The organism is Blautia sp. CGZ-1-C1 (assembly GCF_056504575.1).
The window spans coordinates 1-26681 of the sequence record NZ_JBWLUT010000046.1 but is presented as its reverse complement, the minus strand read 5'-3'; the positions used below and the strand labels follow the sequence as shown (position 1 = coordinate 26681).

The 26681-nt window shown below is 41.1% G+C and carries 21 protein-coding genes, 2 pseudogenes and 1 other annotated feature; of the genes and pseudogenes, 20 read left to right on the top strand and 3 right to left on the bottom strand.

Features of this window, described 5'->3' with window-relative positions:
- Positions 1 to 437 precede the first annotated feature (437 nt).
- The 5 genes from AC058W_RS02915 (at position 438) to AC058W_RS02895 (ending at position 3709) form a co-directional block, all read left to right on the top strand.
- Positions 438 to 773, top strand: a complete 336-nt coding sequence (locus AC058W_RS02915) for a hypothetical protein (protein WP_479389686.1) — start codon at positions 438 to 440, stop codon at positions 771 to 773.
- Positions 774 to 889: 116 nt separating this feature from the next.
- The gene (locus AC058W_RS02910; RefSeq protein WP_479389685.1) at positions 890 to 1279 is read left to right on the top strand and encodes a GHKL domain-containing protein; all 390 of its coding nucleotides are present in this window, start codon (positions 890 to 892) and stop codon (positions 1277 to 1279) included.
- A gap of 15 nt (positions 1280 to 1294) precedes the next feature.
- On the top strand, positions 1295 to 1423 hold the full coding sequence (locus tag AC058W_RS02905; RefSeq protein ID WP_256387810.1) for a hypothetical protein: 129 nt from the start codon (positions 1295 to 1297) through the stop codon (positions 1421 to 1423).
- A gap of 270 nt (positions 1424 to 1693) precedes the next feature.
- Complete coding sequence (locus tag AC058W_RS02900; protein WP_479389684.1) at positions 1694 to 2398, top strand: type 2 lanthipeptide synthetase LanM; 705 nt, start codon at positions 1694 to 1696, stop codon at positions 2396 to 2398.
- Between the two features lie 96 nt (positions 2399 to 2494).
- Positions 2495 to 3709, top strand: a complete 1215-nt coding sequence (locus AC058W_RS02895; RefSeq protein ID WP_479389683.1) for an IS256 family transposase — start codon at positions 2495 to 2497, stop codon at positions 3707 to 3709.
- Positions 3710 to 4166: 457 nt separating this feature from the next.
- On the opposite strand, the gene AC058W_RS02890 is transcribed toward AC058W_RS02895, so the two are convergent.
- Positions 4167 to 5423 (bottom strand): RNA-guided endonuclease InsQ/TnpB family protein, encoded by a 1257-nt coding sequence (locus AC058W_RS02890; RefSeq protein ID WP_479389682.1) that lies wholly within the window; start codon positions 5421 to 5423, stop codon positions 4167 to 4169.
- 18 nt (positions 5424 to 5441) lie between these two features.
- Positions 5442 to 5723 (bottom strand): annotated as a pseudogene (gene tnpA / locus AC058W_RS02885) (IS200/IS605 family transposase); the annotation flags it as partial.
- Positions 5724 to 6065: 342 nt separating this feature from the next.
- Between tnpA and AC058W_RS02880 the strand changes: the two are divergent.
- Both AC058W_RS02880 and AC058W_RS02875 read left to right on the top strand, forming a co-directional pair.
- The gene (locus AC058W_RS02880; RefSeq protein ID WP_008707205.1) at positions 6066 to 6296 is read left to right on the top strand and encodes a BhlA/UviB family holin-like peptide; all 231 of its coding nucleotides are present in this window, start codon (positions 6066 to 6068) and stop codon (positions 6294 to 6296) included.
- Positions 6297 to 6505: 209 nt separating this feature from the next.
- The gene (locus AC058W_RS02875; protein WP_479389681.1) at positions 6506 to 8620 is read left to right on the top strand and encodes a hypothetical protein; all 2115 of its coding nucleotides are present in this window, start codon (positions 6506 to 6508) and stop codon (positions 8618 to 8620) included.
- Between the two features lie 22 nt (positions 8621 to 8642).
- Here the strand turns inward: AC058W_RS02875 and AC058W_RS02870 are convergent, their stop codons facing one another.
- Entirely contained in the window at positions 8643 to 8831 is a 189-nt protein-coding gene (locus AC058W_RS02870) for a hypothetical protein (RefSeq protein WP_118613786.1), read from the bottom strand.
- A gap of 527 nt (positions 8832 to 9358) precedes the next feature.
- On the opposite strand from AC058W_RS02870, the gene AC058W_RS02865 reads away from it, so the two are divergent.
- From AC058W_RS02865 to AC058W_RS02805, 13 genes and pseudogenes are all read left to right on the top strand, one after another.
- The gene (locus AC058W_RS02865; RefSeq protein ID WP_022381281.1) at positions 9359 to 10075 is read left to right on the top strand and encodes an ABC transporter ATP-binding protein; all 717 of its coding nucleotides are present in this window, start codon (positions 9359 to 9361) and stop codon (positions 10073 to 10075) included.
- A 9-nt stretch (positions 10076 to 10084) separates the two neighbouring features.
- The gene (locus AC058W_RS02860; protein WP_479389687.1) at positions 10085 to 13861 is read left to right on the top strand and encodes an FtsX-like permease family protein; all 3777 of its coding nucleotides are present in this window, start codon (positions 10085 to 10087) and stop codon (positions 13859 to 13861) included.
- A gap of 316 nt (positions 13862 to 14177) precedes the next feature.
- On the top strand, positions 14178 to 15014 hold the full coding sequence (licT, locus tag AC058W_RS02855; RefSeq protein ID WP_118516598.1) for a BglG family transcription antiterminator LicT: 837 nt from the start codon (positions 14178 to 14180) through the stop codon (positions 15012 to 15014).
- A 41-nt stretch (positions 15015 to 15055) separates the two neighbouring features.
- On the top strand, positions 15056 to 15541 hold the full coding sequence (locus AC058W_RS02850; RefSeq protein WP_118516592.1) for a PTS sugar transporter subunit IIA: 486 nt from the start codon (positions 15056 to 15058) through the stop codon (positions 15539 to 15541).
- Positions 15542 to 15631: 90 nt separating this feature from the next.
- Positions 15632 to 17098 (top strand): PTS transporter subunit EIIC, encoded by a 1467-nt coding sequence (locus AC058W_RS02845; RefSeq protein ID WP_119243993.1) that lies wholly within the window; start codon positions 15632 to 15634, stop codon positions 17096 to 17098.
- A 249-nt stretch (positions 17099 to 17347) separates the two neighbouring features.
- Positions 17348 to 17582: a binding site (T-box leader), on the top strand.
- A gap of 100 nt (positions 17583 to 17682) precedes the next feature.
- Positions 17683 to 20337, top strand: coding sequence for a valine--tRNA ligase (locus tag AC058W_RS02840; protein ID WP_118630388.1), 2655 nt, complete (start codon positions 17683 to 17685; stop codon positions 20335 to 20337).
- Positions 20338 to 20349: 12 nt separating this feature from the next.
- Positions 20350 to 22374 carry an LTA synthase family protein gene (locus AC058W_RS02835; protein ID WP_479389680.1) on the top strand — a complete coding sequence of 675 codons (2025 nt, stop codon included), beginning with the start codon at positions 20350 to 20352 and terminating at the stop codon, positions 22372 to 22374.
- A gap of 210 nt (positions 22375 to 22584) precedes the next feature.
- On the top strand, positions 22585 to 23883 hold the full coding sequence (locus tag AC058W_RS02830; protein WP_479389679.1) for a bifunctional folylpolyglutamate synthase/dihydrofolate synthase: 1299 nt from the start codon (positions 22585 to 22587) through the stop codon (positions 23881 to 23883).
- Positions 23880 to 24032, top strand: a complete 153-nt coding sequence (locus AC058W_RS02825) for a hypothetical protein (RefSeq protein WP_178762108.1) — start codon at positions 23880 to 23882, stop codon at positions 24030 to 24032. Before AC058W_RS02830 ends, AC058W_RS02825 begins: the two co-directional genes overlap by 4 nt.
- Before the next feature lie 10 nt (positions 24033 to 24042).
- Entirely contained in the window at positions 24043 to 25437 is a 1395-nt protein-coding gene (locus AC058W_RS02820; protein WP_117675283.1) for a tetratricopeptide repeat protein, read from the top strand.
- A gap of 115 nt (positions 25438 to 25552) precedes the next feature.
- Positions 25553 to 25858, top strand: coding sequence for an anti-sigma factor antagonist (locus AC058W_RS02815; protein WP_117675281.1), 306 nt, complete (start codon positions 25553 to 25555; stop codon positions 25856 to 25858).
- 33 nt (positions 25859 to 25891) lie between these two features.
- Positions 25892 to 26317, top strand: a complete 426-nt coding sequence (spoIIAB, locus tag AC058W_RS02810; protein WP_117675279.1) for an anti-sigma F factor — start codon at positions 25892 to 25894, stop codon at positions 26315 to 26317.
- Positions 26318 to 26319: 2 nt separating this feature from the next.
- A pseudogene (locus AC058W_RS02805) lies at positions 26320 to 26550 on the top strand (sigma-70 family RNA polymerase sigma factor); the annotation flags it as partial.
- Positions 26551 to 26681 lie beyond the last annotated feature (131 nt).

Sequence of the window (26681 nt, the reverse complement as noted above, 5' to 3'; positions counted from 1 at the left end):
CAAAAAAACAATACTTATTATATTACTGGTGCTGGTGGGAATATGTTTAATACCGGATTGTGTAGTTAGGTTAAAAAGAATAAGAAATTTTCAAAGTGTGCTTTTTTTTGTTATGATTGTTGTTCTTGTGACCTGTCAATATTGGACAGCGTATATATCTGGAAATGTAATAGTATTTGGAAATCTATATCTTCCGATATTTTTGACAATTTTTTTTCGGTGCACATTTATTCAATCTTATATTTGGGAATTTTTATATTTGACTAATATAGGGCTATTAAAATTATTATATATTATCACAGTTTGCGTGATTAAAAAAAGAAAAATAGGAGAATATATTTATTTCCAAAATATGCACTCTTATAGCTCAGGAATTTATTTGCTGGTTATAAGCGTTGTGATAATTTTGTTATTAAAATTGTTTCGCGTAAATAAATATGCTGGTGACATTTTTAAGAGGTAATCAAAAATTTTTCTATGGTTTTGCATTAGTCGAATATATACTTTTGTATTTTTTACTAAGCATACAAAATAAAATCCTTAAAATAGAGAATCTGGTAATTACTATAGTAGTAGTATCAGGAATTGCCGTAGTATTGATGATTTTATTTATGTTTTTTTTTGTTAAAAGTGTTAATATAGAAAAAAATATTTTGGAGGTGAAAAATAGAGCTGTAGAGCAGCAATATCAGGAATTAGAAGATGCATATCAAAAATATAGATGTATTATACATGATCAAAAGCATATGTTAAGTTTTATACAAGGAGTGTAGACAAAACAAAAGACTTAAATGGAATTGCGGCATATGTTGCAGATAATCAGAAAAAGTTCAGAGATGAAGAAAAAAAGTTTTGGACAGGTATAGATGTACTTGACAAAACAATTACTATGAAAAAAAGAAAAATGGATGCTTTGGATATAAATTTTGAATTAGATGCTTCGGTGGATGATACGATTATAAATACTACTGATTTGGTTATTATATTAAGCAATTTATTTGATAATGCAATAGATGCGGCTGTTAAGAGTAAGGAAAAGAAGATTTGTTTAAGAATAAAGAATATAAATGATGTATTGATGATGAAAATGTGGAATACAAGTACGAGAATTCCTGATGTAAAACGCGGAAAATTTGTAACAGATAAATTAGAAGCGGAAGGTCATGGATGGGGAATTGAAAGTGTAAAAGAGACTTGTAAAAAGATATATGATGGAAATATCACATTTAAATATGATTCTGATTTTTTTCAGGTAATTATTATTTTAAGTAAAAGTTAAAGGAGAGATAAAAAAATGACAGAAGAATTTATTGGATGTATTGAGGAAGAACTTAAGGAAATAGAACTGTTTTATGAAGAAAATGGAGTAGAAGTGGAAGCATATACTTTACATAACGGATCTTTTTTTTCAATATGTTGTTAAAGGAAATAGAAAAGGTATGCCAGACTTTAATCATTATAATAATGCGATATCAGAACGGATTTTTATATTGAGTATTCATGAACAAAAGGCGAAAGGCAATCTGAAAGGAAATACTTCTGAAGAACAATATGATTATTATGAAAAAAAATATCTTAACAATGCAACATATATAAAATCTTTACTGCAGGAATATCCCGAGTTAAAACGCTCTGCTTGAATTAAAAAATAACTTTATCCAGAGAGCAGAATGTGAAATCAGGAAATCTCTTTATGCAGAAAAAGAACAGATACAAAAAATATTCTGTGATGGAAGAAAGTTTTCCGGGGACTGTGGGAATTTACATGTCGAAAGGCGATACACACAGAGGAGGACGAAGTGTGGCGAAGGTAGAATTGGATAATGGAACAATTCTGTACTATAAGCCACATAGTCTTGATAAGAATATAAAATATCAGGAACTTTATAACTATTTATGCAGAAAAACAGGAATTTCCTGCAGGACGGTACAATATTTATCTCATGATTCCTATGGATGGGAAGAAAAAATTGAGAATATTCCCTGTAAAAACGAAAGTGAGGTGGAGCATTATTATTTCAGAATGGGCATACATCTGTTTTTGGGATATGCCCTTGGAGCAACAGATCTTCATGGTGAAAATATTATCGCACATGGAGAATATCCTGTGATTATCGATATGGAAACGTATCCGGGATATTTAAAACAACAATCAGAAAAAGACGGAAGTAGTGTAGAAGAAAAAATAAACAAAAGTACAGAAATAAAATTGGCAAATTCGGTTATACATACAGGAATGCTCCCTGTTCTCACATGGGGCAGAGGAAACAGCAGAGTTCTTATAAGTGCAATGGGAACAGAGGAAAAGATAAAAACGCCGTTTAAACTTCCTGTGGTAAAGGATGATAAAACATCTGATATCCACATAGAATATGAACCTGTGGAAATGCAGAATTAAGGGGTAGTGTAAAATAGTTTGTGTTTTTGGTAAAAAATAACTCCTTTTTGGTAAGAATTCAGATATGACAATTCTTATCGAAAAGGAGTATTTTTTATGGCAGTTGCAAAAGAACATATTCGACAGATCATCTCAGAAAACAACATTAATAGCGTTGCAGATATATACACGCTTCTGAAAGACAGTTTCAAGGATATCCTGCAGGAGCTGATGGAGGCAGAACTGGATGCAACTCTTGGCTACGAGAAAAACCATAAGGGAGATCTACAGACAGACAATAAAAGAAATGGTCATTCTACAAAAAACTTAAAGAGTCAATACGGTGAATTTCAAATCGACGTACCAAGAGACCGTAACGGTGAGTTTGAACCAAAACTCATCCCTAAATACCAGAGAGATATTTCCGGGAGTGAGGAAAAAGTGATATCTTTATATGCCCGTGGTATGAGTACACGTGACATCCACGACCAGCTCCAGGATCTTTATGGAATTGAGCTATCAGCTGAAATGGTCAGCAAGATCACAGACAAGATACTTCCTCAGGTTAAGGAATGGCAGTCCCGTCCTCTGAACCCGGTTTATCCGTTTGTCTTTATGGACTGTATTCATTATAAAGTACGTGAGGATGGCAGAATCCTGAGTCGTGCTGCGTATGTAGTTCCTGGCGTTACAGTGGAGGGATACAAAGATATCCTCAGCATTACAGTAGGCGCAAATGAAACCAGCAAGTTCTGGCTTGGGATGCTTAATGATCTTAAGAACCGCGGAGTAAAAGATGTCCTTTTCTTCTGCGTGGATGGTCTTCCGGGTTTTAAAGAAGCTATTCAGGCAGTTTATCCGCAGGCAGAGATCCAGAGATGTGTGATCCATATGCTACGCAATTCTTTCAAATATGTAAATTATAATGATCTGAAAAAGTTTTCCTCGGATTTCAAAGAAGTGTACAATGCTCCGAACGAAACAGCCGCTTTAACAGAGTTGCAGAACATGAAAGAAAAATGGGGGAAGAAATATCCGTACGCGATCAGTAACTGGGAAAATAATTGGGAAGATGTAAGTTCCTTTTTCCAGTTTTCTAATGACATCAGACGCATTATGTACACGACAAATATCATAGAAGGATTGAACCGCCAGTATCGGAAAGTCACGAAAACGAAAAGCGTATTCCCAAGCGATTCTGCATTGGAAAAGATGCTGTATCTTGCCAGCGAGAACGTAGTCAAAAAGTGGACGCAGAGATACCGGAACTGGGATCAGGTATTGAATCAGCTGATAGTCCTTTACGGAGAACGGCTTACTGCTTATCTGTAAGAGAAAAGAAAAGCAGGAATGGGGAAGCTCTTTTAAGCCCCTCATTCCTGCTCTCTGTCTATTCCTTCGGCATTTATATTATTGCCAGAAATTTCCGATCCTATTCCAGAGGTCGGGTGTGGGCAGAGCCCACAAAAGGCAATAATCATGATGCCTTACTTGTCATGCAAAAAAATCGAAAATGATGTATATAATTTTCCTACATGGCAATACTGTAAGTACAAAGATATATTCGACAGCCACATAATCATTAATTCGACAGCAAAATTTTACATATCTATTTCTTATCAGAAAGATTTACTTTCCATAGACACAAGAATTTTTACACCCTCGATTAAGGAATGCATTGTAAGAGTGAATTACTCGGCAACTGAGTTACCAGAGCATCTGAATTAAGGCGGGATACCGCCTTTTTTCAGGGTGCATCCATGGCACCACTACTGTTTGCTCTTTAGAGCTATACAGCTATTTTTATTATTTCCGGTGTTTTCAGTCCGGTTACGGACAGTTCTTTTTTTACTCCGGATACGGAGTGATATTTTCTCAGGATATTATATGCGCCTACCGCATCTGCATTATAGACTCTGTTTCCATTTCTGTACAACCCTCTCTCTTTCCGGTTGGACGGTTCCGCATATCTTTTCCCTACTTCTGGCGACAGCGGACTGCACTGGCTGGTATAACTTTCTTCCTGTTTTATAAAACGGATCCCATATCTTTTCAGCTTATATTCCAGCATGATGTAGATCCTGTTATACGGCAGGCTGTGAAGCTTCTGGTTTGTCCTGTGTCCCAGGTCTTTTTCTCTCCGGATGTTCCGGATATCCCCTGTAACGACACAGGTGATCTCCTGTTCCCGGCAGTATTCTGCAAGATATCTTGTGATCTTGTGCAGATAGTCCGTTACTGAGTCTTGTTTTCTCTTATATAACTTCCTGATATGTTTTGATGTGACCGGATGCTTTACTCCCTTTCCGGACTGCTGCCCATACCACTGGGCCTGCACCCTTGCGATCTCTTTATGGAAATATCTTTCCAATTCAAGGTACTTCCGGCCCAGGATAAACGTCTTCCCGTTTTCAGAATCATAACACGTCATAAGGTTGTGAAGCCCCAGATCAATAGACAGTTCATGTCCGTTCTGTGGAAGTTCTTCCTGGTCAGGAACCTCATAAACAACAATAATTTTACAGCTTCCCTTCTCCGGCGGATAGATCCGCATCTGTTTGATCTGATCCATGCCCCTGAAAATCTTATTTTCAAGGTAAAGAAAGTTTTCATGGATCTGATATGTTTCTTCCATATATTTTTTTAATGTCTTTGGAAGAGACAGACGGACTCTGTCCGTATCCCGCTCATGCACGATCCCCATCTGCATATAGGTAATGGGGATACTTTCCTGCTTAAACCGCGGCGGTCTGGGAGTCTCGATCCCCCCGGATTTTTTCAGGGCATAAAAAGACTTCCATGCCTTGTCCAGCAGCTTGCAGACTTCCTGGGCAGTCTGGGACGGGAGTTGTTTATACCACAGATCCTCTTTATGGGCTTTTTTCTGATAGTACCAGTCAGGATACTGCTCCATCCCTGTTTCTTTGTAATGCTGACGCTCGTAATTACAGACATTCCAGAGCTTGGATGCTGCATAGCACATATGCCCGATGAGGTTCGCATATTCCCGGCTGACCTTTATGGATGTTTTCTTTGACAGCAGCATTTCCTCTCCTCCATCGTATCAGTAAGCTTTGCTCTGATGTTCGATATACCTGCGGATATTTTCTTCCGATACAGATCCGACCGTTTCCACATAATAGGAATGGTTCCACAGCTCCCCTTTCCAAAGCTGGTTTCTTATTTCCGGAAAACGTTCGAAAAGTTTCCTGCCGGAGATCCCCTTCAGGTATTTCACTGACCATACCATATGGTAATTAATATTACACACACAAGTACGGTAATGTATAAGATTTTCTTTCATACATATATGATACCATGATATCAAAAATTTCGCAATAAAATATCGAACATATTTTCTCCTTTATAATGCTGGATACAGCTTTATATGGAGAAATGGAGAAATTGAATGAAAACCGTTTTGTTATTTTTATTTATTATGAGTGCAGATATGCACAGTTTGCGCTTTCATCTCGGTAATTGAATTGCCGAGGATTCCCGCTTATTATCCTAAATCAGAAACTGAAAATAGAAAAAATATGAATTGATTGTAGAAAAATAAAAGATGCGAAGTCTGACAACAGAAGAAATAAGCTTCTAAAAGGAATTGAGTTGACAAATCATGAGATTTTCTGTCTTTCTCAGAGGAACTGAAATGTTTTACTACTGAGAAAGGAGGTATGAAGATATGGAATCCACGGTTATGGAAACTGCAATATCGCAGGGAATCTGGGCCGTCCTGGCAGTTTTTCTTTTGATTTACATTGTAAAATCCAATGAACAAAGGGATGCAAAGCAGGAAGAAAGGGAAAAAAATTACCAGACAGTGATTGAGAATTTGACTGAAAAATTCCAAATTCTAAATCAGGTTCAGAATGATCTGAAAGAGATTAAGGATAATCTTCTTAATAAAAATTAAATAGGAAAAAGAAATAGAAGCTCTCTCTACAAAATGAATGTCACAGTAGGGAGGGCTTTTGTCATTCAGGTAAGAAAACAGATTAATTCAATATACAGGCAAAACACTCATATCCATTAGAATACATTTTATTCCAGAATTACAGAGGTTTATATAGATGGTGATATACTATGACAATATACCAATATTATTGAATGGAGGAAAAAGAGATGAAAGAATACAAGGTTATAACAGCACTTTTTTTGTCAGCAGTAATGCTGGGTACAGCTCCATTAACCGTATGGGGAGCGGAGAGTTTTTCGACAGGGGAATCTTTCAGTGATGGAACAGAAAATATTCCTGACATAGTAACAGATTCGGCTCTGTCTGGTGAATCTTCTGAAAGAGACTATGAGTTAAGCATAGAAACAGGTACGGATGTAGAGCTTACAGAAAGTGATTTTTATGATCCGGAATTTCGTGTAGAGAAATATGTGAAAGTCAGAAATTCAGGAAAAAAAGAAACAAGAGTCCGGGTAGATGCTTCTGGTCTTAAGAATTTTGAGGTAGATGATCAGATGGCAAAGTGGTCAGAGGATTATGAGGAACAGGATTCCAAAAGACTGCTGAAGCCGGGAGAAACTCTGGACTTTTTTGTACTGCCAAAGCAGGAATACGGAACATATGATGAAACGTTTGATTTCCTTGCAGATGACGGAAGCAGATATCCGGTTCATATCACAATGAATAGAGAGAAGAACCCAACGGAAAAGAAGAGTCTGGAAATTACCGAAAAATCTTCCGAGAGTTTCCCGATAATGCACTGGGGATATAAGACACTTCCGGAAGCCAGAATTTATGTTCTGAAAAATTTTACGGACATGAATATGGAACTGTCTTTCGATTACAGCAAAGACTGTAGTGTATCATCATCCGGAAATACCAGTCTGGCACCTGGAGAGAGTACAGAACTGAGTCTTTGTCCGCAGATGGGACTGCCAGTTGGAGAACATGATCTTGGAGTGACAGTGACTGCGAAAACAGCGACAGGAGAGACTATAACAAAGAAGATTTGGGATTCTTTCAGAGTAGATTCAAGGACATTTCAGGGACTGGTGGATACCATTGAACCTGTGACCGGAATTACCAATGGCGTAGAAAAAACTGCTGATGCTTTACATTTGCCATCGGTTCTTAAAGTCTATGGTGCTGAAGTGGATGGAGAAAAAACGACATTTTCTGCCGATGTAAAATGGGATGTGGAGAATTGCGCATATAACCCGAAAAATACGGCGTCTCAAAGTTTCACAGTTAACGGACAATTGGAACTGCGTGAAGGTGAAAACAATGAAGAGCTGGATACGTCTGTAAAGATAAAGGTACAGGTGGATGCGTACAAGGTGTTGAACAGACCGGTGATTGATTCGACATGGACCAGAGTGATCACGAATTATGCAGAACTTTCTTTAAGAGATACTTCTAATGAAGCAGACGGATATTTTTTTGTAGCAGCAGAATCTCAAAAGGAACTGGAAAAAGGAAATTATATCGCACAGGTGAAGGTCGCAAAATCTGAACTGAATCATTATCCTAAACTGAAATATATTCCTGAAGGGACGCATTATCTCTATTGCAGGGCATATAAAGAGGAAAGTGGTCATACGGAGAAATATGGTGAATGGTCTGAAGGATTTCTGTTAAAGGTAAATATAAAGACACCGAATGCACCTGTGGTTCAGAAATTACAGGTGAAGAAAAATGACGTTAAAATTATCCTTGGCAGTAATACAGAAGAACTGGATGGTTATGATGTTGTTGCTGCCAGAAGTAAAGACGGGGATGAGCCATCAGATTATATAAAGGTACAATGCAGATATTCAGGAAACAGCAAGGAACTCATTCTAAAAGGAGTACCGAAAGGAAACTGGTATATTGGTGTACATGGCTATAAATATCTGGATGGATCAAATAAAAAAGTACTGAGTAAGTGGGCGGAAGTTCAAAAAGTAACGGTAAAGACAAGCCTTGTCACAGGAAAACCAGCTGTTAAATCGGCAAAGGTTTCCAGACAGGGAACAAAAAGAAAAGTAACGGTGAAGTTTACTGTACCAAAATCCTGTGACGGAACGGACTGGATACTGGCAAAGAAAGTATCTCAATCTGAAGATGGAAGTTATACATATGTCAGCGGTTATGCTTATACTAAGAAAAATCAGACGAAAACTACAGTCATTTTTAAAAATGTAAAACCTGGAGTTTATTATCTTACAGGACGTGCTTATGTAAAAGGATATGCAAAGAATTATACGAAATGGTCAGAGGTAAAGAAGATAGTTGTGAAGTAGAAAAGTGATTTAGACCAGAAATTTAATTTTTTTCTGCATATATATCAAAAAAGAAGGTGTTATTTGTCAGAATAAATAATCCAAAGGAAGTATGGTAGTATTTATTCTGCAACTGTGTGGTATAACCAAAACCTGAGTTTACGACTGTGAATGTACATTCTGCATCAGATTCTTTCCAGTTTACAACACTGAAAGTTAATGTTCCTGGCATAATTTTTGCCTCCTTTAAATTTTTTGAATTTGCAAATTCACTATATAAAGATGCTGCTTTTGGTGATTTGTAAACCATAAGTGTGTATATGAGCATGATTTTTTTCTTTCATGCGGAAATTAGGTAAGAATAAAAATAAAGATTCGAGGTCAGATGATGCATGTTTATTCCTTTTTTATATTTTCTGCATCAGTTTAATGTAAAATAATAACGGGTAAAGAAGATATAAGATGTTCTGGTACATACAATTAAGAAGAAAGGAAGCTTGTGCTGTGCATAGTCAAAATGATGAACCGCCTGAGATGATCAGGCGGTTTTGGAATATCTGGATTTTTTATGAATATTTTATTTTGAATTATAAGTATAATGTGTTACAATGAATATAAGCATTAAGACTACCAGGCAGGTCAGAATTTGACCTGCCTGTAAATAAATACGGAAATAAATCGGGGTCAAAAGAATTGTTAATAATTGTAACAGAATAAAATTACCGGTATGGCAAAAATAAAATTACAGGGGAAATGCGGATGAGTGAGATGACAGATGCATATGTAAAACTGGATAAGGTTTCCAAGATATATGGAACCAAAGAAGTAAAGATCGTTGCAGTGGATGAGATCAGCTTTGAGATCGCCAAGGGAGAGTTCGTAGTGATTGTTGGTCCCAGCGGTGCGGGCAAGACGACAGTGCTGAATATTCTTGGGGGTATGGATCAGGCTACCAGTGGAGAGGTTCTGGTGGATGGCAGGAATATTGCCAGATATAACAGCAGGCAGCTTACCGGCTATCGGAGAAATGATATTGGATTTGTATTCCAGTTCTATAATCTGGTGCCTAATCTTACAGCGCTGGAGAATGTAGAACTGGCATTGCAGATTTGTAAAAATCCGCTGGATGCCAGGGAGGTTCTGGAGGAAGTGGGACTGAAGGACAGACTGACCAATTTCCCGGCACAGCTTTCCGGCGGTGAACAGCAGAGAGTTTCCATTGCCAGGGCACTGGCAAAGAATCCCAAGCTGTTGTTGTGTGATGAGCCCACAGGTGCACTGGACTACCAGACTGGTAAGGCAATCCTGAAGCTTTTGCAGGATATGTGCAGGGAGCGTGGAATGACAGTGATCGTCATTACCCATAACTCGGCGTTGACACCTATGGCAGACCGTGTGATCAAGATCAAGAACGGCAAGGTTTCCAGGATGACAATGAATGACCATCCTACACCGATTGAGGAGATAGAATGGTAGGTGATTAGTATGAAAGCAATGCATAAAGATTTCTGGATGGAGATACGCAAAAGTAAGGCCAGATTTATTTCCATATTTATGATCGTTGCTCTGGGAGTTGCGTTTTTCTCCGGGATACAGGCCTCGTCACCGGATATGCGCTTCTCAGGTGATGCCTATTATGATGAAACCAATCTTATGGATATCAAAGTAGTGGGAACTCTGGGATTGACGGAGGATGATGTAGCTGCCATTAAGCAGGTGGACGGAGTAGAGAATGCAGAGGGCGCCTATGGTACAGATGTAATGTGTGGAGAAGGCGAGAAGCAGAAGGTACTCCATGTGGAAGCTGTGAATCAAACCATGAACCGGATCTCTGTGACAGAGGGAAAAGCTCCGGAAAAAAGCGGGGAGATTTTCCTTGACTGTATTTTTGCCGAGAGCAATGGATATAAGGTGGGTGATCAGATTACCCTGAAAGAGGGCGGAGACAGCGAACTGCTGAAAAAGACGGATTACACAGTTGTAGGTTTAGGCGAGAGTCCACTTTACATATCCTATAACCGGGGAAACTCTACTCTTGGTTCCGGTGAGGTTAATGGATTTGCCTATGTGCTCCCTGAGGATTTTGATCAGGAGGTTTATACACAGATCTATGTGCAGGCTCATGGGACACAGGATCTGATCAGCTATACAGATGCTTATGATTCCCTGATAGAGAGAGTGCAGGAGCAAGTGGAGGGGATTGAGGCAGAACGGTGTCAGGTCAGATATGATGAGATCGTAGAGGAAGCTAATGAGAAACTTGCAGATGCCAGACAGGAACTTGAAGACGGCAAGAAGGAGGCTGATGAGAAGCTTGAGGATGCCAGACAGGAACTGGAGGACGGCGAAAAGAAGTTAAAAGATGGCAAGAAGGAATATAAGGATGGCAAGAAAAAGCTTGCAGATGCAAAAAAGGAGCTGGAGGACGGAAAAGCCCAGCTTGCAGATGCAAAGAAGGAGTTAGAGGATGGCAGATCCCAGCTTGCCAGTGCGAAAGAGCAGATTGCCAGTGGCAGAGCACAGATCGCATCTGCAAAGGAACAGCTGAATGCAGGATGGGCGGAGTTTTCAGAGAACCAGGCAAAGCTTGATGATGGAAAGGCTCAGCTTGAGGATGGCAAGAATCAGTTAAGCGCCGGTGAGAAGCAGATTGCGGATGCAAAGGAGCAGCTTACCCGGAGCCAGCAGGAGCTTGACAATGGCAAGGCGCAGATTCAGTCAGACAGAGAGCAGATTGCAGCAACCAGACAGGACTTAAATGCCAAAAAGGAAAGCTGCAATCAGGGACTTGCCCAGATTGAGCAGCAGGAGGCCCAGCTTTCCGAAGGAGAGGCTCAATTAGAGAGTGCCAGAAGTCAGCTTGCAGCATTGCAGGCACAGTATGAGCAGGCACAAGCTTCAGGCACATATTCTGAGGAAGACCTGGCGGCTCTGGCAGCACAGGTTTCTGCTTATCAGGAGCAGGTGGACAGTCAGGCTGCCCAGCTGGAAGCATCCAGAAACCAGATCGCAGCAGCGAGAAGTGAACTGGAGAGTGGGTTAAGCCAGGTGGAGAGCGGACTTGCCCAACTTGATACAAAGGAAGCGGAATTAAACCAACAGGAGGCTGCACTTCCCGATGCTCAGGCAAAGATTGATGCAGGATGGAAAGAGGTGAAGGCTCAGGAGAAGAAGCTGGAGCCTGCCAGAAAAGAGATTCAGGAAAAAGAAGCCCAGCTTGAGTCAGCACAGGAACAGATCGATGCTGCAAGAGCAAAATTAAATTCCAGTCAGGCTCAGTTAGAGGAGAAGGAGGCAGAACTTGCTTCAGGAGAAGCACAGATCCGGGAGAATGAAGGGAAGCTTGCTTCCGGTGAGAAAGAGATTGCCGACAATGAGCAGAAGCTGAAGGATGGCGAGAAGGAAATCTCAGAGAACGAGCAGAAGCTGAAGGATTCCAGAAAGGACATCAAAAAAGCTGAGAAGGATCTGGAAGAAGGTAAAAAAGAATACGAAGACGGTAAGAAGGATGCAGAGAAAGAAATCGCAGACGGTGAGAAGAAGATTCAGGATGCTCAGGATGAGATCGATGATATCAGTATGCCGGAATGGATGGTGACGGACCGCAATGATTTGTCGGAATATTCAGATTATGGGGATAATGCAGACAGAATGAGAAGTATCGGACAGGTTTTCCCTGTTATCTTTTTCCTGGTGGCTGCACTGGTAAGTCTGACTACCATGACACGAATGGTGGAGGAACAGAGAACCCAGATCGGTACAATGAAGGCTCTGGGATACGGCAAGTATGCGATTGCATCCAAATATCTGCTGTATGCTTTTCTTGCCACTGTGGGAGGCAGTATCCTGGGGATTCTGATCGGAGAGAAGATCCTGCCCTGGGTTATTATTAACGGGTATGGCATTATGTACAAGGGAATGATGAACAATATCCAGATCCGTTACGAATTTAAATTTGCAATGATAGCAGCAGGTGCGGCAACTGTGTGTACCGTCGGAGCCACCATTTTCTCCTGTTACAGGGCTCTGGCGGAAACTCCGGCATCACTGATGCGTCCCCCTGCTCCCAAAGAGGGTAAGAGAATCCTGCTGGAACGGATTCCATTTTTCTGGAAGCATCTGAATTTCACATGGAAATCTACGCTGAGAAACCTTTTCCGATATAAAAAACGTTTCTTTATGACGATTTTCGGTATTTCGGGAAGTATGGCGCTGATGCTGGTAGGCTTTGGACTCAGGGATTCCATTATGGATATTGCCAGACGGCAATATCAGGAGCTTCAGCATTATACAGGAACGATCATTGATGATGAGGATGCAACAGATAAGGAGAGACAGGAGCTGGATGAGTTCCTGAAAAATAACAGTCAGATTGAGAGATATACCCATGTCCAGTTTACCAAGATGAGTGTTCCAAGAAATAAATCCAATATCAGCGTATATGTTTATGTGCCTGAGAATCTTGAGACTTTTAATAAGGATGTAACTCTTCAGGACAGAAAGACAAAAGAGAAATATCAGCTGACTGATGCAGGTACAGTGATCAGTGAGAAGACGGCTGCTCTGACAGGGCTGAAAGTCGGGGATACCATGACCATCACAAAGGATGGGAAAAATTATGAGACAAAGATCGCAGCAGTGACAGAGAATTACATGGGACATTATATTTATATGACAGGAAATGTCTATGAACAGACATTCGGGGAGAAGCCGAACTATTCTGCAACTGTATTCACGGTAAAAGAGGAATATAAAGAGTCAGAATCTGAGGTGGGAAATGAAATCCTGAAGCATCCGGCTGCGTTAAGCATCAGCTATACCAGCAGTCTGGAGGCTCAGCTTCACAGAATGCTGGGGGCATTGGATACGGTTATCATAGTGCTGATCATTTCTGCAGGAATGCTTGCTTTCGTGGTTCTGTATAATCTGAACAATGTCAATATTACGGAGCGTCAGAGAGAACTGGCAACCTTGAAAGTACTGGGATTCTATGATAATGAAGTTTCTGCCTATGTGTACAGGGAGAATGTTATCCTTACCTTCATCGGCGTACTGGCAGGGGCTGTATTCGGAATCTTTTTGCACAGGTATATTATCCGTACTGTGGAAGTGGATGCGGTTATGTTTGGAAGAAATATCAATCCTGTCAGTTTCCTATACTGTGGACTGCTGACAATTGGATTCTCCATGATCGTAAATCTGTTTATGCATCAGAAATTAAAGAAGATCGATATGGTAGAATCCCTGAAAAGTGTGGAATAAACGATGTGTCGCTTTATTGCAGAAAGAAGAAATGAAAAAATACAGGACAAAATGTGAAAAATATCAGATAGAACACAAAGAAGAATGAAAGTACAATAGCGATTTTTAATAAAATAAAAAGTGGGGTTGACGTATTTTTGTAACTTTGTTATAATAGCTTTATCAATTAAAAACATACGGATTGTTACTGTTAGGCAGGCAAAACCAGAATCTATGGCTGAGGAAATCAGTCTGTAAATTCTGGTTTTTTTATTTACAGGGAAATTACTCCGCTGTCAGGCAACATATCGTTTGGAAAAGGAAAGACATGGATAATATCATAATTGAAAAAGTGATCAATAACAATATTATCTCGGCATATGAGAAATCCGGTGCAGAAGTAATTGTGATGGGACGGGGGATCGGTTTTAAAAAGAAACAGGGAGAAGTGGTTCCTGCTGATCAGATCAGTAAAATCTTTCGCATTAAAAGCCGGACACTGACGGAACAGTTCAAGGAGCTGTTGGCGAATATGCCGCTGGAACGGGTGAGGATTTCAGACGAGATCATCTCTCATGCAAAGGATCATCTGAAATTAAAACTGAATCAGAGCATTTATGTGACACTGACGGATCATATTAATTTTGCAATTGAAAGAGTGAGCCAGGGAATAGAACCGCAGAATGCATTATTGTGGGAAATCAAGCGCTTTTATCCGCAGGAATTCCAATTAGGAATTTATGCGTTAGAGTTGATCCATGACAGACTTGGTATTCTTTTGCCGGAGGATGAAGCAGGATTTATTGCTCTTCATTTCGTAAATGCAGAATATGGTACAGATATCCGGGATGCAGTGAAGTTTCCGGATCAGATGCAGGCAATCGTGGATATTGTGGAACGTGATCTGGGAATACTGTTGGATGAATCATCTTTACATTATGAGCGCTTTATGACACATATCAAGTTTCTGATACAGCGGATCTACCGGAAAGAGCTGCTTTCCAGCGAGGACAGAGAACTGTCCCTGTTGATGCAGCGGAAATATCCCAGGGAATATCAATGCAGTGTAAAGGTTGCGGAATATATCATGCAGGCAACCGGCAGCAGATTATCTGAGGAAGAAATTATGTATCTGTCTGTGCATATCCGCAGAGTTAGTACTATAGATTTATAAAATGATAATTATAAACGTAAAAAAGAAGGAGGCTTTTAAGTATGTTTGATTTTTTTAAGAAGAAAAAGGTACCTGAACTGATCATTGGATCTCCGGTGAAGGGGAAAACAGTTCCTCTTTCCAGTGTAAATGACCCGACTTTCAGTGAGGGGATGCTGGGAAAGGGTGCAGCGATCCTTCCGTCAGACGGAAAAATTTATGCGCCTGCAGACGGAACAATTGAAACACTGTTTGATACCCTTCATGCATTCAGTCTTACTACAACTGATGGTGTGGAGATTCTGGTCCATGTGGGTCTGGATACAGTCAAAATGGGCGGTGATGGATTTACAGGCCATGTACATTCCGGTGATGCAGTAAAGAAAGGAGATCTGATTCTGGAGATTGATCTGGACAAGGTCAAAGCAGCAGGATATGATACCAGTACACTTGTTGTTATCTGTAATACAGATGACTATGGAGATGTCCGGGGGCTGGATAACAAAGAGGTACAGCCCGGTGATGATGTGATTGTGATCACAAAATAATAATCATGTATTTTTTCCGGAGGTGTCCGGGTAAAAATAAATAAAAGGGGATTTGAAAGAGTAAATCATTCTATCTAAGGAGGAAAAAGTATGAAGTATTTACAGAAATTAGGAAAAGCCCTGATGTTACCGGTAGCTTGTCTTCCAATCTGCGGTATCCTCATGGGTATTGGTTATTTACTTTGTCCTGCAAGTATGCAGGGTGGTGATATCACCGGATTTGGTCCGATGGTTGGTATTTTCCTTGTAAAAGCCGGTGGTGCCCTGATCGATAATATGGCACTGTTATTCGTAATCGGCGTAGGTGTGGGTATGTCAGATGACCACGATGGTACAGGCGGTCTTGCAGCGCTTGCTTCCTGGCTTATGATCACAACACTGTTAAGCACAGGATTTGTTACAACACTGTTCCCGTCTATCGCAGACAATGCAGACAAAACACTGGCATTTAACAAAATTGCAAACCCGTTCATCGGTATTCTTGCAGGTGTGATCGGATCTAGCTGTTACAACAAATTCAAAAGCACAAAATTACCGGACTGGCTTTCTTTCTTCAGCGGCAAACGTTGTGTAGCGATCATCGCAGGTGTTGTATCTATTCTCGTATCTGTAGTGTTACTGTTTGTATGGCCGATCCTCTTCGGTGCACTGATCTCCATCGGTAACGCAATTGCCGGAATGGAAGCTCTTGGAGCTGGTATCTATGCATTCCTGAACAGACTTTTAATTCCTACAGGTCTGCATCACGCATTAAACAATGTATTCTGGTTCGATACAATCGGACTTGGCGACCTGACTCATTTCTGGGCAGGTGAAACATCTGCAGATGTAAGCTGGAGCCTTGGAATGTACATGTCCGGTTTCTTCCCATGTATGATGTTTGGTATTCCTGGTGCAGCTCTGGCAATGATCCAGTGTGCAAAGGACAATAAGAAAAAAGTTGCTATTGGTCTGGTAGCTTCCGCGGCAATCTGTTCATTTATCTGTGGTGTTACAGAGCCGTTCGAATTTGGTTTCATGTTCCTGGCTCCTGGACTCTATGTTATTTATGCATTATTATATGGTATCTTTACAGTTGTTACAGTATTATTAGGATTCCGCGCAGGCTTCTCATTCTCAGCAGGTGCAACAGACCTTCTGTTCTCAGCATCTCTGCCAGCAGCACAGAAAACATGGCTGATCATTCCTCTGGGAATCGCAGCATTCATCGTATTCTATGTGGTATTCAGATTTGCAATCCTTAAGTTTAATCTGAAGACTCCTGGAAGAGAAGATGATGATACAGATGAGACAACTGTAAAGCTTGCAAACGATAACTTTACAGAAGTTGCAAAAATTATCTTAGAAGGTGTTGGCGGAAAAGGAAACGTTGCATCTATCGATAACTGCATTACAAGACTTCGTCTGGAAATCAAAGATTACACAGCTGTTGATGAAAAGAAAATTAAATCAGCCGGAGTTGCCGGTGTAATCAGACCTGGTAAAAATTCTGTTCAGGTTGTAATCGGCACGAAAGTTCAGTTCGTAGCAGACGAGTTTAAAAAGCTCTGTAAATAATATAGCAGATAAAAATCCCTTTTTACAAAAAGACCATAATTTAGGATTTCTTTTACAGCGGGTAAACCAAATGTTTGCTCGCTGTTTTTATATATTTAACCGAATAAACTGCGGAACAGTTATTAAGTTATTAGCAGTTGGCAAAGAGGCTGATTTTATCCATTTGATAAACAATTGCAGGCATAAATTTGTGAAATCCCGTGAAACATCCTTGACAAAAAAAGCTTTTTTCATTATAGTAGAATCCAGAAAAAGGCTGTGAAAAAGAGGAGTAGGCGGTAATGCCCCACAGAGAGGGAAGCTTATAAGCTGGAAGGTTTCCCGGGAACAGAAGTGCTGAAGGTAGCTTTGGAGCCGGGAGGCTGAAGTGAGTGTGTATGAATCATATCAGAGTTATATACGCGCATGGTAGGTTTTCACGTATCCCGCGTTAAGGGAATGAGAGACAAACTAAGGTGGTACCGCGATTAATGTCGCCCTTTGCACGTATAATGCGTGTAAAGGGCGTTTTTTATCGTTGACTGCTTACAGCGGAGTGATCCGCAGATACTTTTATTACAGAGATAGAATATCAGGAGGACATTATGAGCAAAGAACTTGCAAAAACTTACGATCCTAAGGGAATCGAAGAGCGTCTTTACAAAAAATGGATGGACAACGGCTATTTCCATGCAAAAGTAAACCCGGACAAGAAACCGTTTACTATTGTTATGCCGCCGCCAAACGTAACCGGCCAGCTTCACATGGGACATGCGCTGGATGAAACCATGCAGGATATCCTGATCCGTTTCAAGAGAATGCAGGGCTATGAAGCATTATGGCAGCCGGGAACTGACCATGCAGCTATCGCTACAGAGGTTAAGGTTATCGACAAGCTGAAAAAAGAAGGCATTGACAAACACGATATCGGCCGTGAGGAATTCTTAAAACATGCATGGGCATGGAAAGAGGAGTACGGCGGAAAGATCATCAACCAGTTAAAGAAACTGGGTGCTTCTGCAGACTGGGAGAGAGAACGTTTCACAATGGATGAGGGATGTTCCAAAGCAGTACAGGAAGTATTTATCAAATTATATGAAAAAGGCTATATCTACAAAGGTTCCAGAATCATCAACTGGTGTCCTGTATGCCAGACTTCCATCTCTGATGCAGAGGTTGAGCATGAGGATCAGGACGGATTCTTCTGGCACATCAATTACCCGATCGTAGGGGAAGAGGGACGTTTCGTAGAGATTGCAACTACTCGTCCGGAAACTCTGCTGGGTGATACTGCTGTTGCCGTAAATCCGGAAGATGAGCGTTACAAAGATCTTATCGGCAAGATGCTGAAGCTTCCTCTTACAGACAGAGAGATTCCGGTGATCGCTGATGAATATGTAGACAAAGAATTCGGAACAGGATGTGTAAAGATTACACCTGCTCATGACCCTAATGACTTCGAGGTTGGACGCCGTCACAATCTGGAAGAAATCAACATCCTGAATGATGATGCAACTATCAATGAACTTGGCGGAAAATACGCCGGTATGGACCGTTATGAAGCACGTAAGGCAATGGTAGCAGATCTGGATGCACTTGGACTTCTGGTAAAAGTAGTTCCGCACAATCACAGCGTTGGAACGCATGACCGTTGTGGTACAACCGTAGAACCAATGATCAAACCACAGTGGTTTGTAAAGATGGATGAGATGGCAAAAGCTGCGATCAAAGCACTGGATGACGGAGATCTGAAATTCGTTCCGTCCCGTTTTGACAAGACTTATCTTCACTGGCTTGAGAACATCCGTGACTGGTGTATTTCCAGACAGTTATGGTGGGGACACAGAATCCCGGCTTATTACTGCGATGAGTGTGGTGAAGTAGTAGTTGCAAGAGAAATGCCTGAGAAATGCCCGAAATGCGGATGCACACATCTTCATCAGGATGAGGATACACTGGATACCTGGTTCAGTTCTGCATTATGGCCATTCTCCACACTTGGCTGGCCGGAGAAAACACCGGAACTGGAATATTTCTATCCGACAGATGTACTTGTTACAGGATATGACATTATCTTCTTCTGGGTTATCCGTATGGTATTCTCTGCTCTGGAGCAGACTGATCAGGTTCCGTTCCATCATGTACTGATCCATGGTCTGGTACGTGACTCCCAGGGACGTAAGATGAGTAAGTCTCTTGGAAACGGTATCGATCCTCTGGAAGTTATTGATAAATACGGCGCAGATGCTCTTCGTCTTACTCTGATGACAGGTAATGCACCTGGAAATGATATGCGTTTCTACTGGGAAAAGGTAGAAGCAAGCCGTAACTTCGCAAACAAGATCTGGAATGCTTCCCGTTTCATCATGATGAATCTGGAAGGCAAGACAGTGACAGAACCGGAGAACTTAAATGATCTCTGTGCAGAGGATAAATGGATTCTGTCTCACTTAAATACAGTGATCCGCGAAGCTACAGAGAACATGGAAAAATATGAACTTGGTATTGCAGTACAGAAGGTTTATGACTTCCTGTGGGATGAGCTCTGCGACTGGTATATTGAGATGGCAAAGGTTCGTCTGTGGAAGGCAGAGGAAGATCCGAAGGCAGCAAACGATGCACTGTGGACATTAAGAACAGCGCTGACAGAAGGTCTGAAGCTTCTTCATCCATATATGCCGTTTATCACAGAAGAAATCTACTGTACACTTCTTCCGGAAGAAGAGTCCATTATGATCTCCGACTGGCCGGTATACAAAGAAGAGAGAAACTTCCCGGATGCTGAGAAGGCAATCGAAGGATTTAAAGAGGTCGTAAGAGGTATCCGTAATACAAGAACAGAAATGAATGTTCCGAACAACCGCAAGACAAGTCTGCATATCGTAGCAAAAGATGCTGACACAGCTGCTATGTATGAAAACAGTAAGAAATCCTTTGTAAATCTTGCATTTGCAAAAGAGATCCTGGTACAGACAGGCAAGAACGGAATCAGTGAAGATGCAGTTTCCGTAGTTGTTTCCAACGCAGTTGTATACATGCCGTTGGAAGACCTGATCGACAAAGATAAAGAGATTGAGCGTCTTACAAAAGAAACGGAACGTCTTGCAAAAGAAATCGCAAGATGCGAGGGCATGCTGAATAATCCGAATTTCGTAAATAAGGCACCTGCTGCCAAGGTGGATGCGGAGAAGGATAAGCTTGCAAAATACAAAGAAATGATGGATAAGGTTAAAGGACAGTTAGAGCAGTTACAGAAATAAGGGAGTGCTTAGATGAAATTATATAGGATTTGTAATAAAATTTCCCTTCTTTTGCATGCACTGGCAAGTGCTGTGGGATATTTTATTATGGAAGCGATTTGTCGTCACTCGTTCGTAGAAGCATGGAATTATATGACACAGAAACCTATGGTTTTTGCCTATAATACCGCATTTATTTTTACCTCGTCACTGATTGTTTATCTGTTTCACAGAAGGGTGTTCTGGAGAGTCCTGGTAACACTGTTCTGGCTGATATTGGCTATTATTAACGGCGTACTGCTGCTGAACCGTGTTACACCGTTTACCGGACCGGATCTGCATCTGATCACAGATGCTTTGAAGGTTGCCAACAAATACCTGCCTGCTGCAGGTGTTGTGGCAGTCTGCATCCTGTTTGGAATCCTTGTTATTTTACTTTTGATTCTTTTTATCAAAGGACCGAAGTATCAAAACAAGATAAAGTACCGTTATAATATTCCTCTGATCCTGCTGGCGGCAGCTCTTTTTGCAGGAAGTACACAACTGGCACTGGAGAAGAGGGTGCTTTCCAATTACTTTGGAAATATTGCTTTTGCATATGAGGATTATGGATATCCTTACTGTCTGGCAACTACGATTTTCAATACGGGAATCAGTTGTCCGAGAGATTATTCTGAGAAAGAAATCAAAAGAATTGAGAAGACGGAAAAGAATCTCCCGGAAACGCAGGAAGAAAAGCGTCCGAATATTCTGTTTTTGCAGTTGGAATCATTCTTTGATCCTACGCTGGTTAATTACCTGAATATTTCAGAAGACCCGATTCCGACATTCCGTAAGCTGATGGAGGAATATTCTTCAGGATATTATAAGGTTCCCTCTGTCGGTGCAGGTACTGCCAATACAGAGTTTGAATCCATTACAGGAATGAGTATGCATTATTTCGGACCCGGGGAATATCCTTATAAGAGTATTCTGAGAGAGACTACCTGTGAGAGTGCACCTTATGTACTGAAGAATCTGGGTTATACCACCCATGCGGTTCATAATAATGAAGCAAACTTCTATGGAAGAAGATCTATTTTCCCGAATCTCGGATTTGATACTTTTACTTCCGAAGAGTACATGGCAAGAGAGAATGAGAAGAATCCAAATGGCTGGGTAAAGGATGAGGTTCTGACAGATGAAATCCTGAAATGTCTGGATTCCACTGAGGGACCGGATTATGTATATACTATTTCCGTACAGGGACATGGTGCATATCCGGATGAGCAGATTCTGGAGGATCCTGAGATCACAGTTTCCGGTGCACCGACTGAGGAAGAGAACAATAAATGGGAATATTACGTAAATGAGATCCATGAGATGGATAATTTTGTCAAAGAGCTGACAGACAAGCTTGCAGATTATCCTGAGGACGTTGTTCTGGTTATGTATGGTGACCATCTTCCGACCATGGGACTGACTGTCGAGGATCTGGATAATAAGTATCTGTTCCAGACAGAATATGTCATGTGGGATAATTTCGGGCTTCAGAAGAAGAATGAAAACCTGGCTGCCTACCAGATGGCCGCAGAAGTCATGGACCGTGTGGGAATCCATGAGGGAACTATTTTCCGTTATCATCAGGCAAGAAGAAATACCAAGAACTATCAGGTGGATCTGGAAACCTTGCAGTATGACCTGCTGTACGGAGAACGTTATTCTTACGGAGGTGAGAGTCCTTATCTTCGCACCAGAATGCGTATGGGAATCTATGATGTGACACTGGATTCTATTCAGTGTATTTCGGAGACAGATCATACATATTACATCAAGGGAACGGAATTTACACCGTCGAGTGAAGTGAAACTGAACGGAGAATGGTACGATACGGTTTATGTCAATCCGACTACGCTGATGATTACGGGTACAGAGCTGAATGATTTTGACAGGCTGGCGGTAATCCAGCGAAGTAACAGTTCGACAAGAAAACCATTAAGTAAGAGTTATGACCGTTCCTGCTATGCGCTTTATTCAGAGAATAAATGGAAATTAAATAACAATACCGATACGGAATAACAGCGAAACCAGATTTTGTCGGATAAAATATTACGATTGGTACTGGACATCTTCCACCACTATTATATAATGTTAGAGTAACTAGAAAAGTTACGGGATTATCCCGGCGGGTTCCAAGTTCAAAAGTCTTATCGTGCAGGCACGAACGACTTTTTGAAATTGGGACCCTGGATATCTCAAATACATTATAGATAAGTGGTGGAATTTTTTATGAATTACGAAGAAGCAGTTGCTTATATTGATGAAACTCCGAAATTTACAAAGAAAAACAGTCTGGATCACACGAAAGAATGTTTAAGAAGACTTGGAAATCCACAGGATAAATTTAAAGTTATCCATGTGGCGGGAACAAATGGAAAAGGAAGTACCTGTGCATTCCTGACATCTATTCTCAGGGAAGCGGGTTACTCCTGTGGATTGTTTACTTCTCCTCATCTGGTTGAGATCAATGAGAGATTCCAGATCAATGAAGTAAATATTGACAATGATACATTTCTGAAAGCTTTTGAGAAAGTAAAAGCACTTGCAGATGAACTGGTTGCAGAGGGAAGCTATCATCCGACTTATTTTGAAATGCTGTTTCTGATGGGAATGGTGATTTTTGCAGAGGCAGGAGTGGATTATGTAACCCTGGAAACAGGTCTTGGCGGCAGAATGGATGCAACGACTGCGGTGGAGAATCCGGTTGCCTGTGTCATTACTTCTATCAGTCTGGATCATATGCAGTATCTGGGTGACACAGTTGCCAAGATCGCAGGAGAGAAGGCGGGAATTATTGTTTCTGGTGTTCCGGTAATCTATGATGGAAATGATCCGGATGCAGCGGAAGTGATTTCTGCAAAGGCGAAAGAAATGGGAAGTCCGGCTTATGAGGTAAAGAGAACAGATACGGAAATTATCAGAAATACTTCGGCAGGCATTGATTTTTCATTCCGAAATGAGTATTATGGGGATACAGTTTTCTCAATTCCGTTTATTGCGAAATATCAGGTAATGAACAGTACGCTTGCCCTGAAGACGATAGAAGTTTTGCAGGGTGTGATTCCTGTGTCTGTGGATAAGATTCATGAGGGAATAGCCAGAACACGCTGGCAGGGAAGAATGGAAACAGTACTTCCTGGCGTGATCGTGGACGGTGCGCATAATGAAGATGGAGTAGAGAAATTTGTGGAAACAGCGGAACATTTCCAGAAAGAATGTCCGTTGACGTTACTTTTCTCAGCGGTAGATGATAAAGACTATACGGATATGATACATACGATCTGTAGCAGAATCAGGTTTCGTCATGTGGTGGTGACTTCTGTAGGCGGATACCGCGAAGTTCCGGCAGAGAGATTCGCAAAACTTTTTACAGGGGCAGGAGTTGCATCAGTGGAAGCTGTGGAGGATATTAACCAGGCATTTTCCAAAGCTTTAGAAGCAAAGGGAGAAGATGGCATGCTTTTCTGTGTGGGTTCACTGTATCTTGTTGGTGAGATTAAAGATATTATCAGGAGAAATAAGAAATGATAGACTATGAAGAGGAACTGAAGAAATTTGAACCATGTCTGGACGTGGCAGATGCGGAGGGCGCAATCTATAACAGAGAACTGACAGATATTCTGGATGTTCTTCAGGAGGTTCTCCGGGAAGCGAAGAGCGGAAGACGGGTAAAATAAGGAGAAACACATGAATTGTATGAATTGCGGTGCGTTCCTGGTAGACAAGGACCTGGATTACTGTCCGAAATGTGGATGTAATGTACTGATTCAGAAGAAGGTAGATTATCTTTCCAGAAAGTGCTATAACGAGGGTCTGGAGAAAGCCAGTGTCCGCGATCTTTCAGGGGCAATCAGCTGTCTGAAGCAGAGCCTCATGTATAATAAGCATAATATTCAGGCAAGAAATCTTCTTGGACTGGTGTATTTTGAGACAGGAGAAGTTGTGGCTGCACTCAGTGAATGGGTCATCAGCAAGAATCTGCAGCCGTCCAGAAATCTGGCATCGGAATATATTAATAAATTGCAGGCGAATTCCAATAAACTTGAAGCAATCAATGAGACGATCAGAAAATATAATGATGCGTTGAATCTTTGCCGGGAAGGTCATGAGGATATGGCGGCTATCAGACTGAAGAAGATTCTTACACAGAATCCAAAACTGATAAAGGGCTATCACCTTCTTGCGCTGGTGCAGATTAAAGAGGGAGAATATAACAAGGCAAGGCGGACTTTAAGGAAAGCTGCGAAGATTGATAAAACAAATACAACGACGCTTCGATTTTTAAGTGAGATTGATGAGCAGACCGGTGTATCAACACGTCTGGACCGCCAGAATAAAAGAAGTAAAAAACAGGTGGACAGCAGTGAGAGTGATATGGTAATCCGCACGCCGCAGTATAAAGAGAAATCGAGAGTTTCTCTGTTCTTTACTCTGATTGCCGGATTTGCGGCAGGCTTACTGGCGTTTTATCTTCTGGCTGTTCCTGCGATACGTCAGGGAATATACAGAGAAGCGAATCAGCAGATCGTGAAATATAGTGATGCGGTGTCGAGTCAGGGAGCAGAGCTGACGAAAGCGCAGAGTCAGGCGCAGGAGTCCGGGGATACTGTAGAAGCGGCATCAAAGCAGATTGAAGAAGAGAAGAAAAAGAGCAGCAGTTATGAAGCTCTGATCGAGGCATATGCGGCGTTACAGCAGCAGAATATGGATGAAGCGGCGCTTAAGATTCAGAATGTCTATGCGGATCTGCTGTCAGCGGATCTGAAGGGAATTTATAATACTATCTGTAACAGTACGGGAACGACTGGAATCGAAGGAACTACGGATGGTACATCAGCAGATGGAACTGACAGTACAGATGTTAATGACAATGGAGATAGTGCAGATACATCAGGGAATTCTTCTTCGGATGTGACAGATGAAGGAAGCTATGATACGAGTTCTTATGACAGTGGAAATTATGATGACACTTCCTATGATGACAGCTCTTATGATAGCGGAAGTTATGACGACGGCTCCGATGATGGAAGTTATGATAGTGAAAACTATGATGAAAGTTCCTATGATGATGCAGGTTACTGATAATATCAAGTTAGGGACAAAAGACCTTTTGACACTGATATCATAATATGGAAAGATACAAAAGAGATGCATGTAATATATGCATCTCTTTTGCGTTATAGAGAGGAGAAGCTTTATGGAAAACAGATTTGAAATACAGGGAAACTGTCTGATTATTCATTTGCCAAAAGAAGTGGATCATATGGTAACAGATGAGATTCGCAGAGATTCTGATGAGATCATCAGAAAAAAATATATCCGGACAATTACCTTTGATTTTTCTGGAACGACATTTATGGACAGTTCGGGTATCGGACTGCTCATGGGAAGATACCGGATGATGGGAATGAGGGGTGACTGCATACAGGCGACAGGGGTGAATTCTTATATTGAGAAGCTGTTGCATTTGTCCGGAGTATATAAGTTTGTGGAAATCTGTTAATGGGTACTTAGATGAAGGGGGTAGGCAGATATTATGGAAAATACCAATGAAATGAAGATCGTATTTGACAGCAGGCCTGAAAATGAGGGACTTGCAAGAGTAGCTGTGGCTGCTTTCTGTACTCAGTTAAACCCTACTTTGGAAGAGGTGTCAGATCTGAAAACTGCGGTATCAGAAGCTGTTACAAATTGCATTATTCATGCCTATGAAGGAAAAGTGCAGAAAATAGAAGTCCGGTGCAGAATGCAGGGACGGGTCATATGGGTTGATGTAATTGATAAAGGAATAGGGATAGAAAATATTTCGAAAGCCATGGAACCGATGTTTACTACCAAGCCGGAGAAGGACAGATCCGGGATGGGATTTACCTTTATGGAAGCATTTATGGACGAGGTGACTGTGGAATCACAGGTGGGGGATGGAACAACGGTTCATATGAAAAAAACAATCGGGAGGTAATAATGGATCATACTCTTGCTTTGATCACAAAATCGCAACAGGGGGATAAAAAGGCAAGAGATACAGTGTTTGAAGAAAATACAGGATTGATATACAGTGTGGCGAAAAGATTTGTCGGGCGCGGGGTGGAAATGGAAGATCTTATTCAGATAGGAAGTATTGGCCTGCTTAAGGCGGTAGACCATTTTAATGCTTCGTTTGAAGTGAAATTTTCAACTTATGCAGTACCAATAGAGTACGATAAAGGAAATGACCGGAAAAGCCTTAAAATAAGGGATTTCTGATAAAGGCATTGGATAAAAAAACAGTGCTGTCAGATGTACATTTCGATATCTTATGTTGAAATAACAGTATAGATAAGATA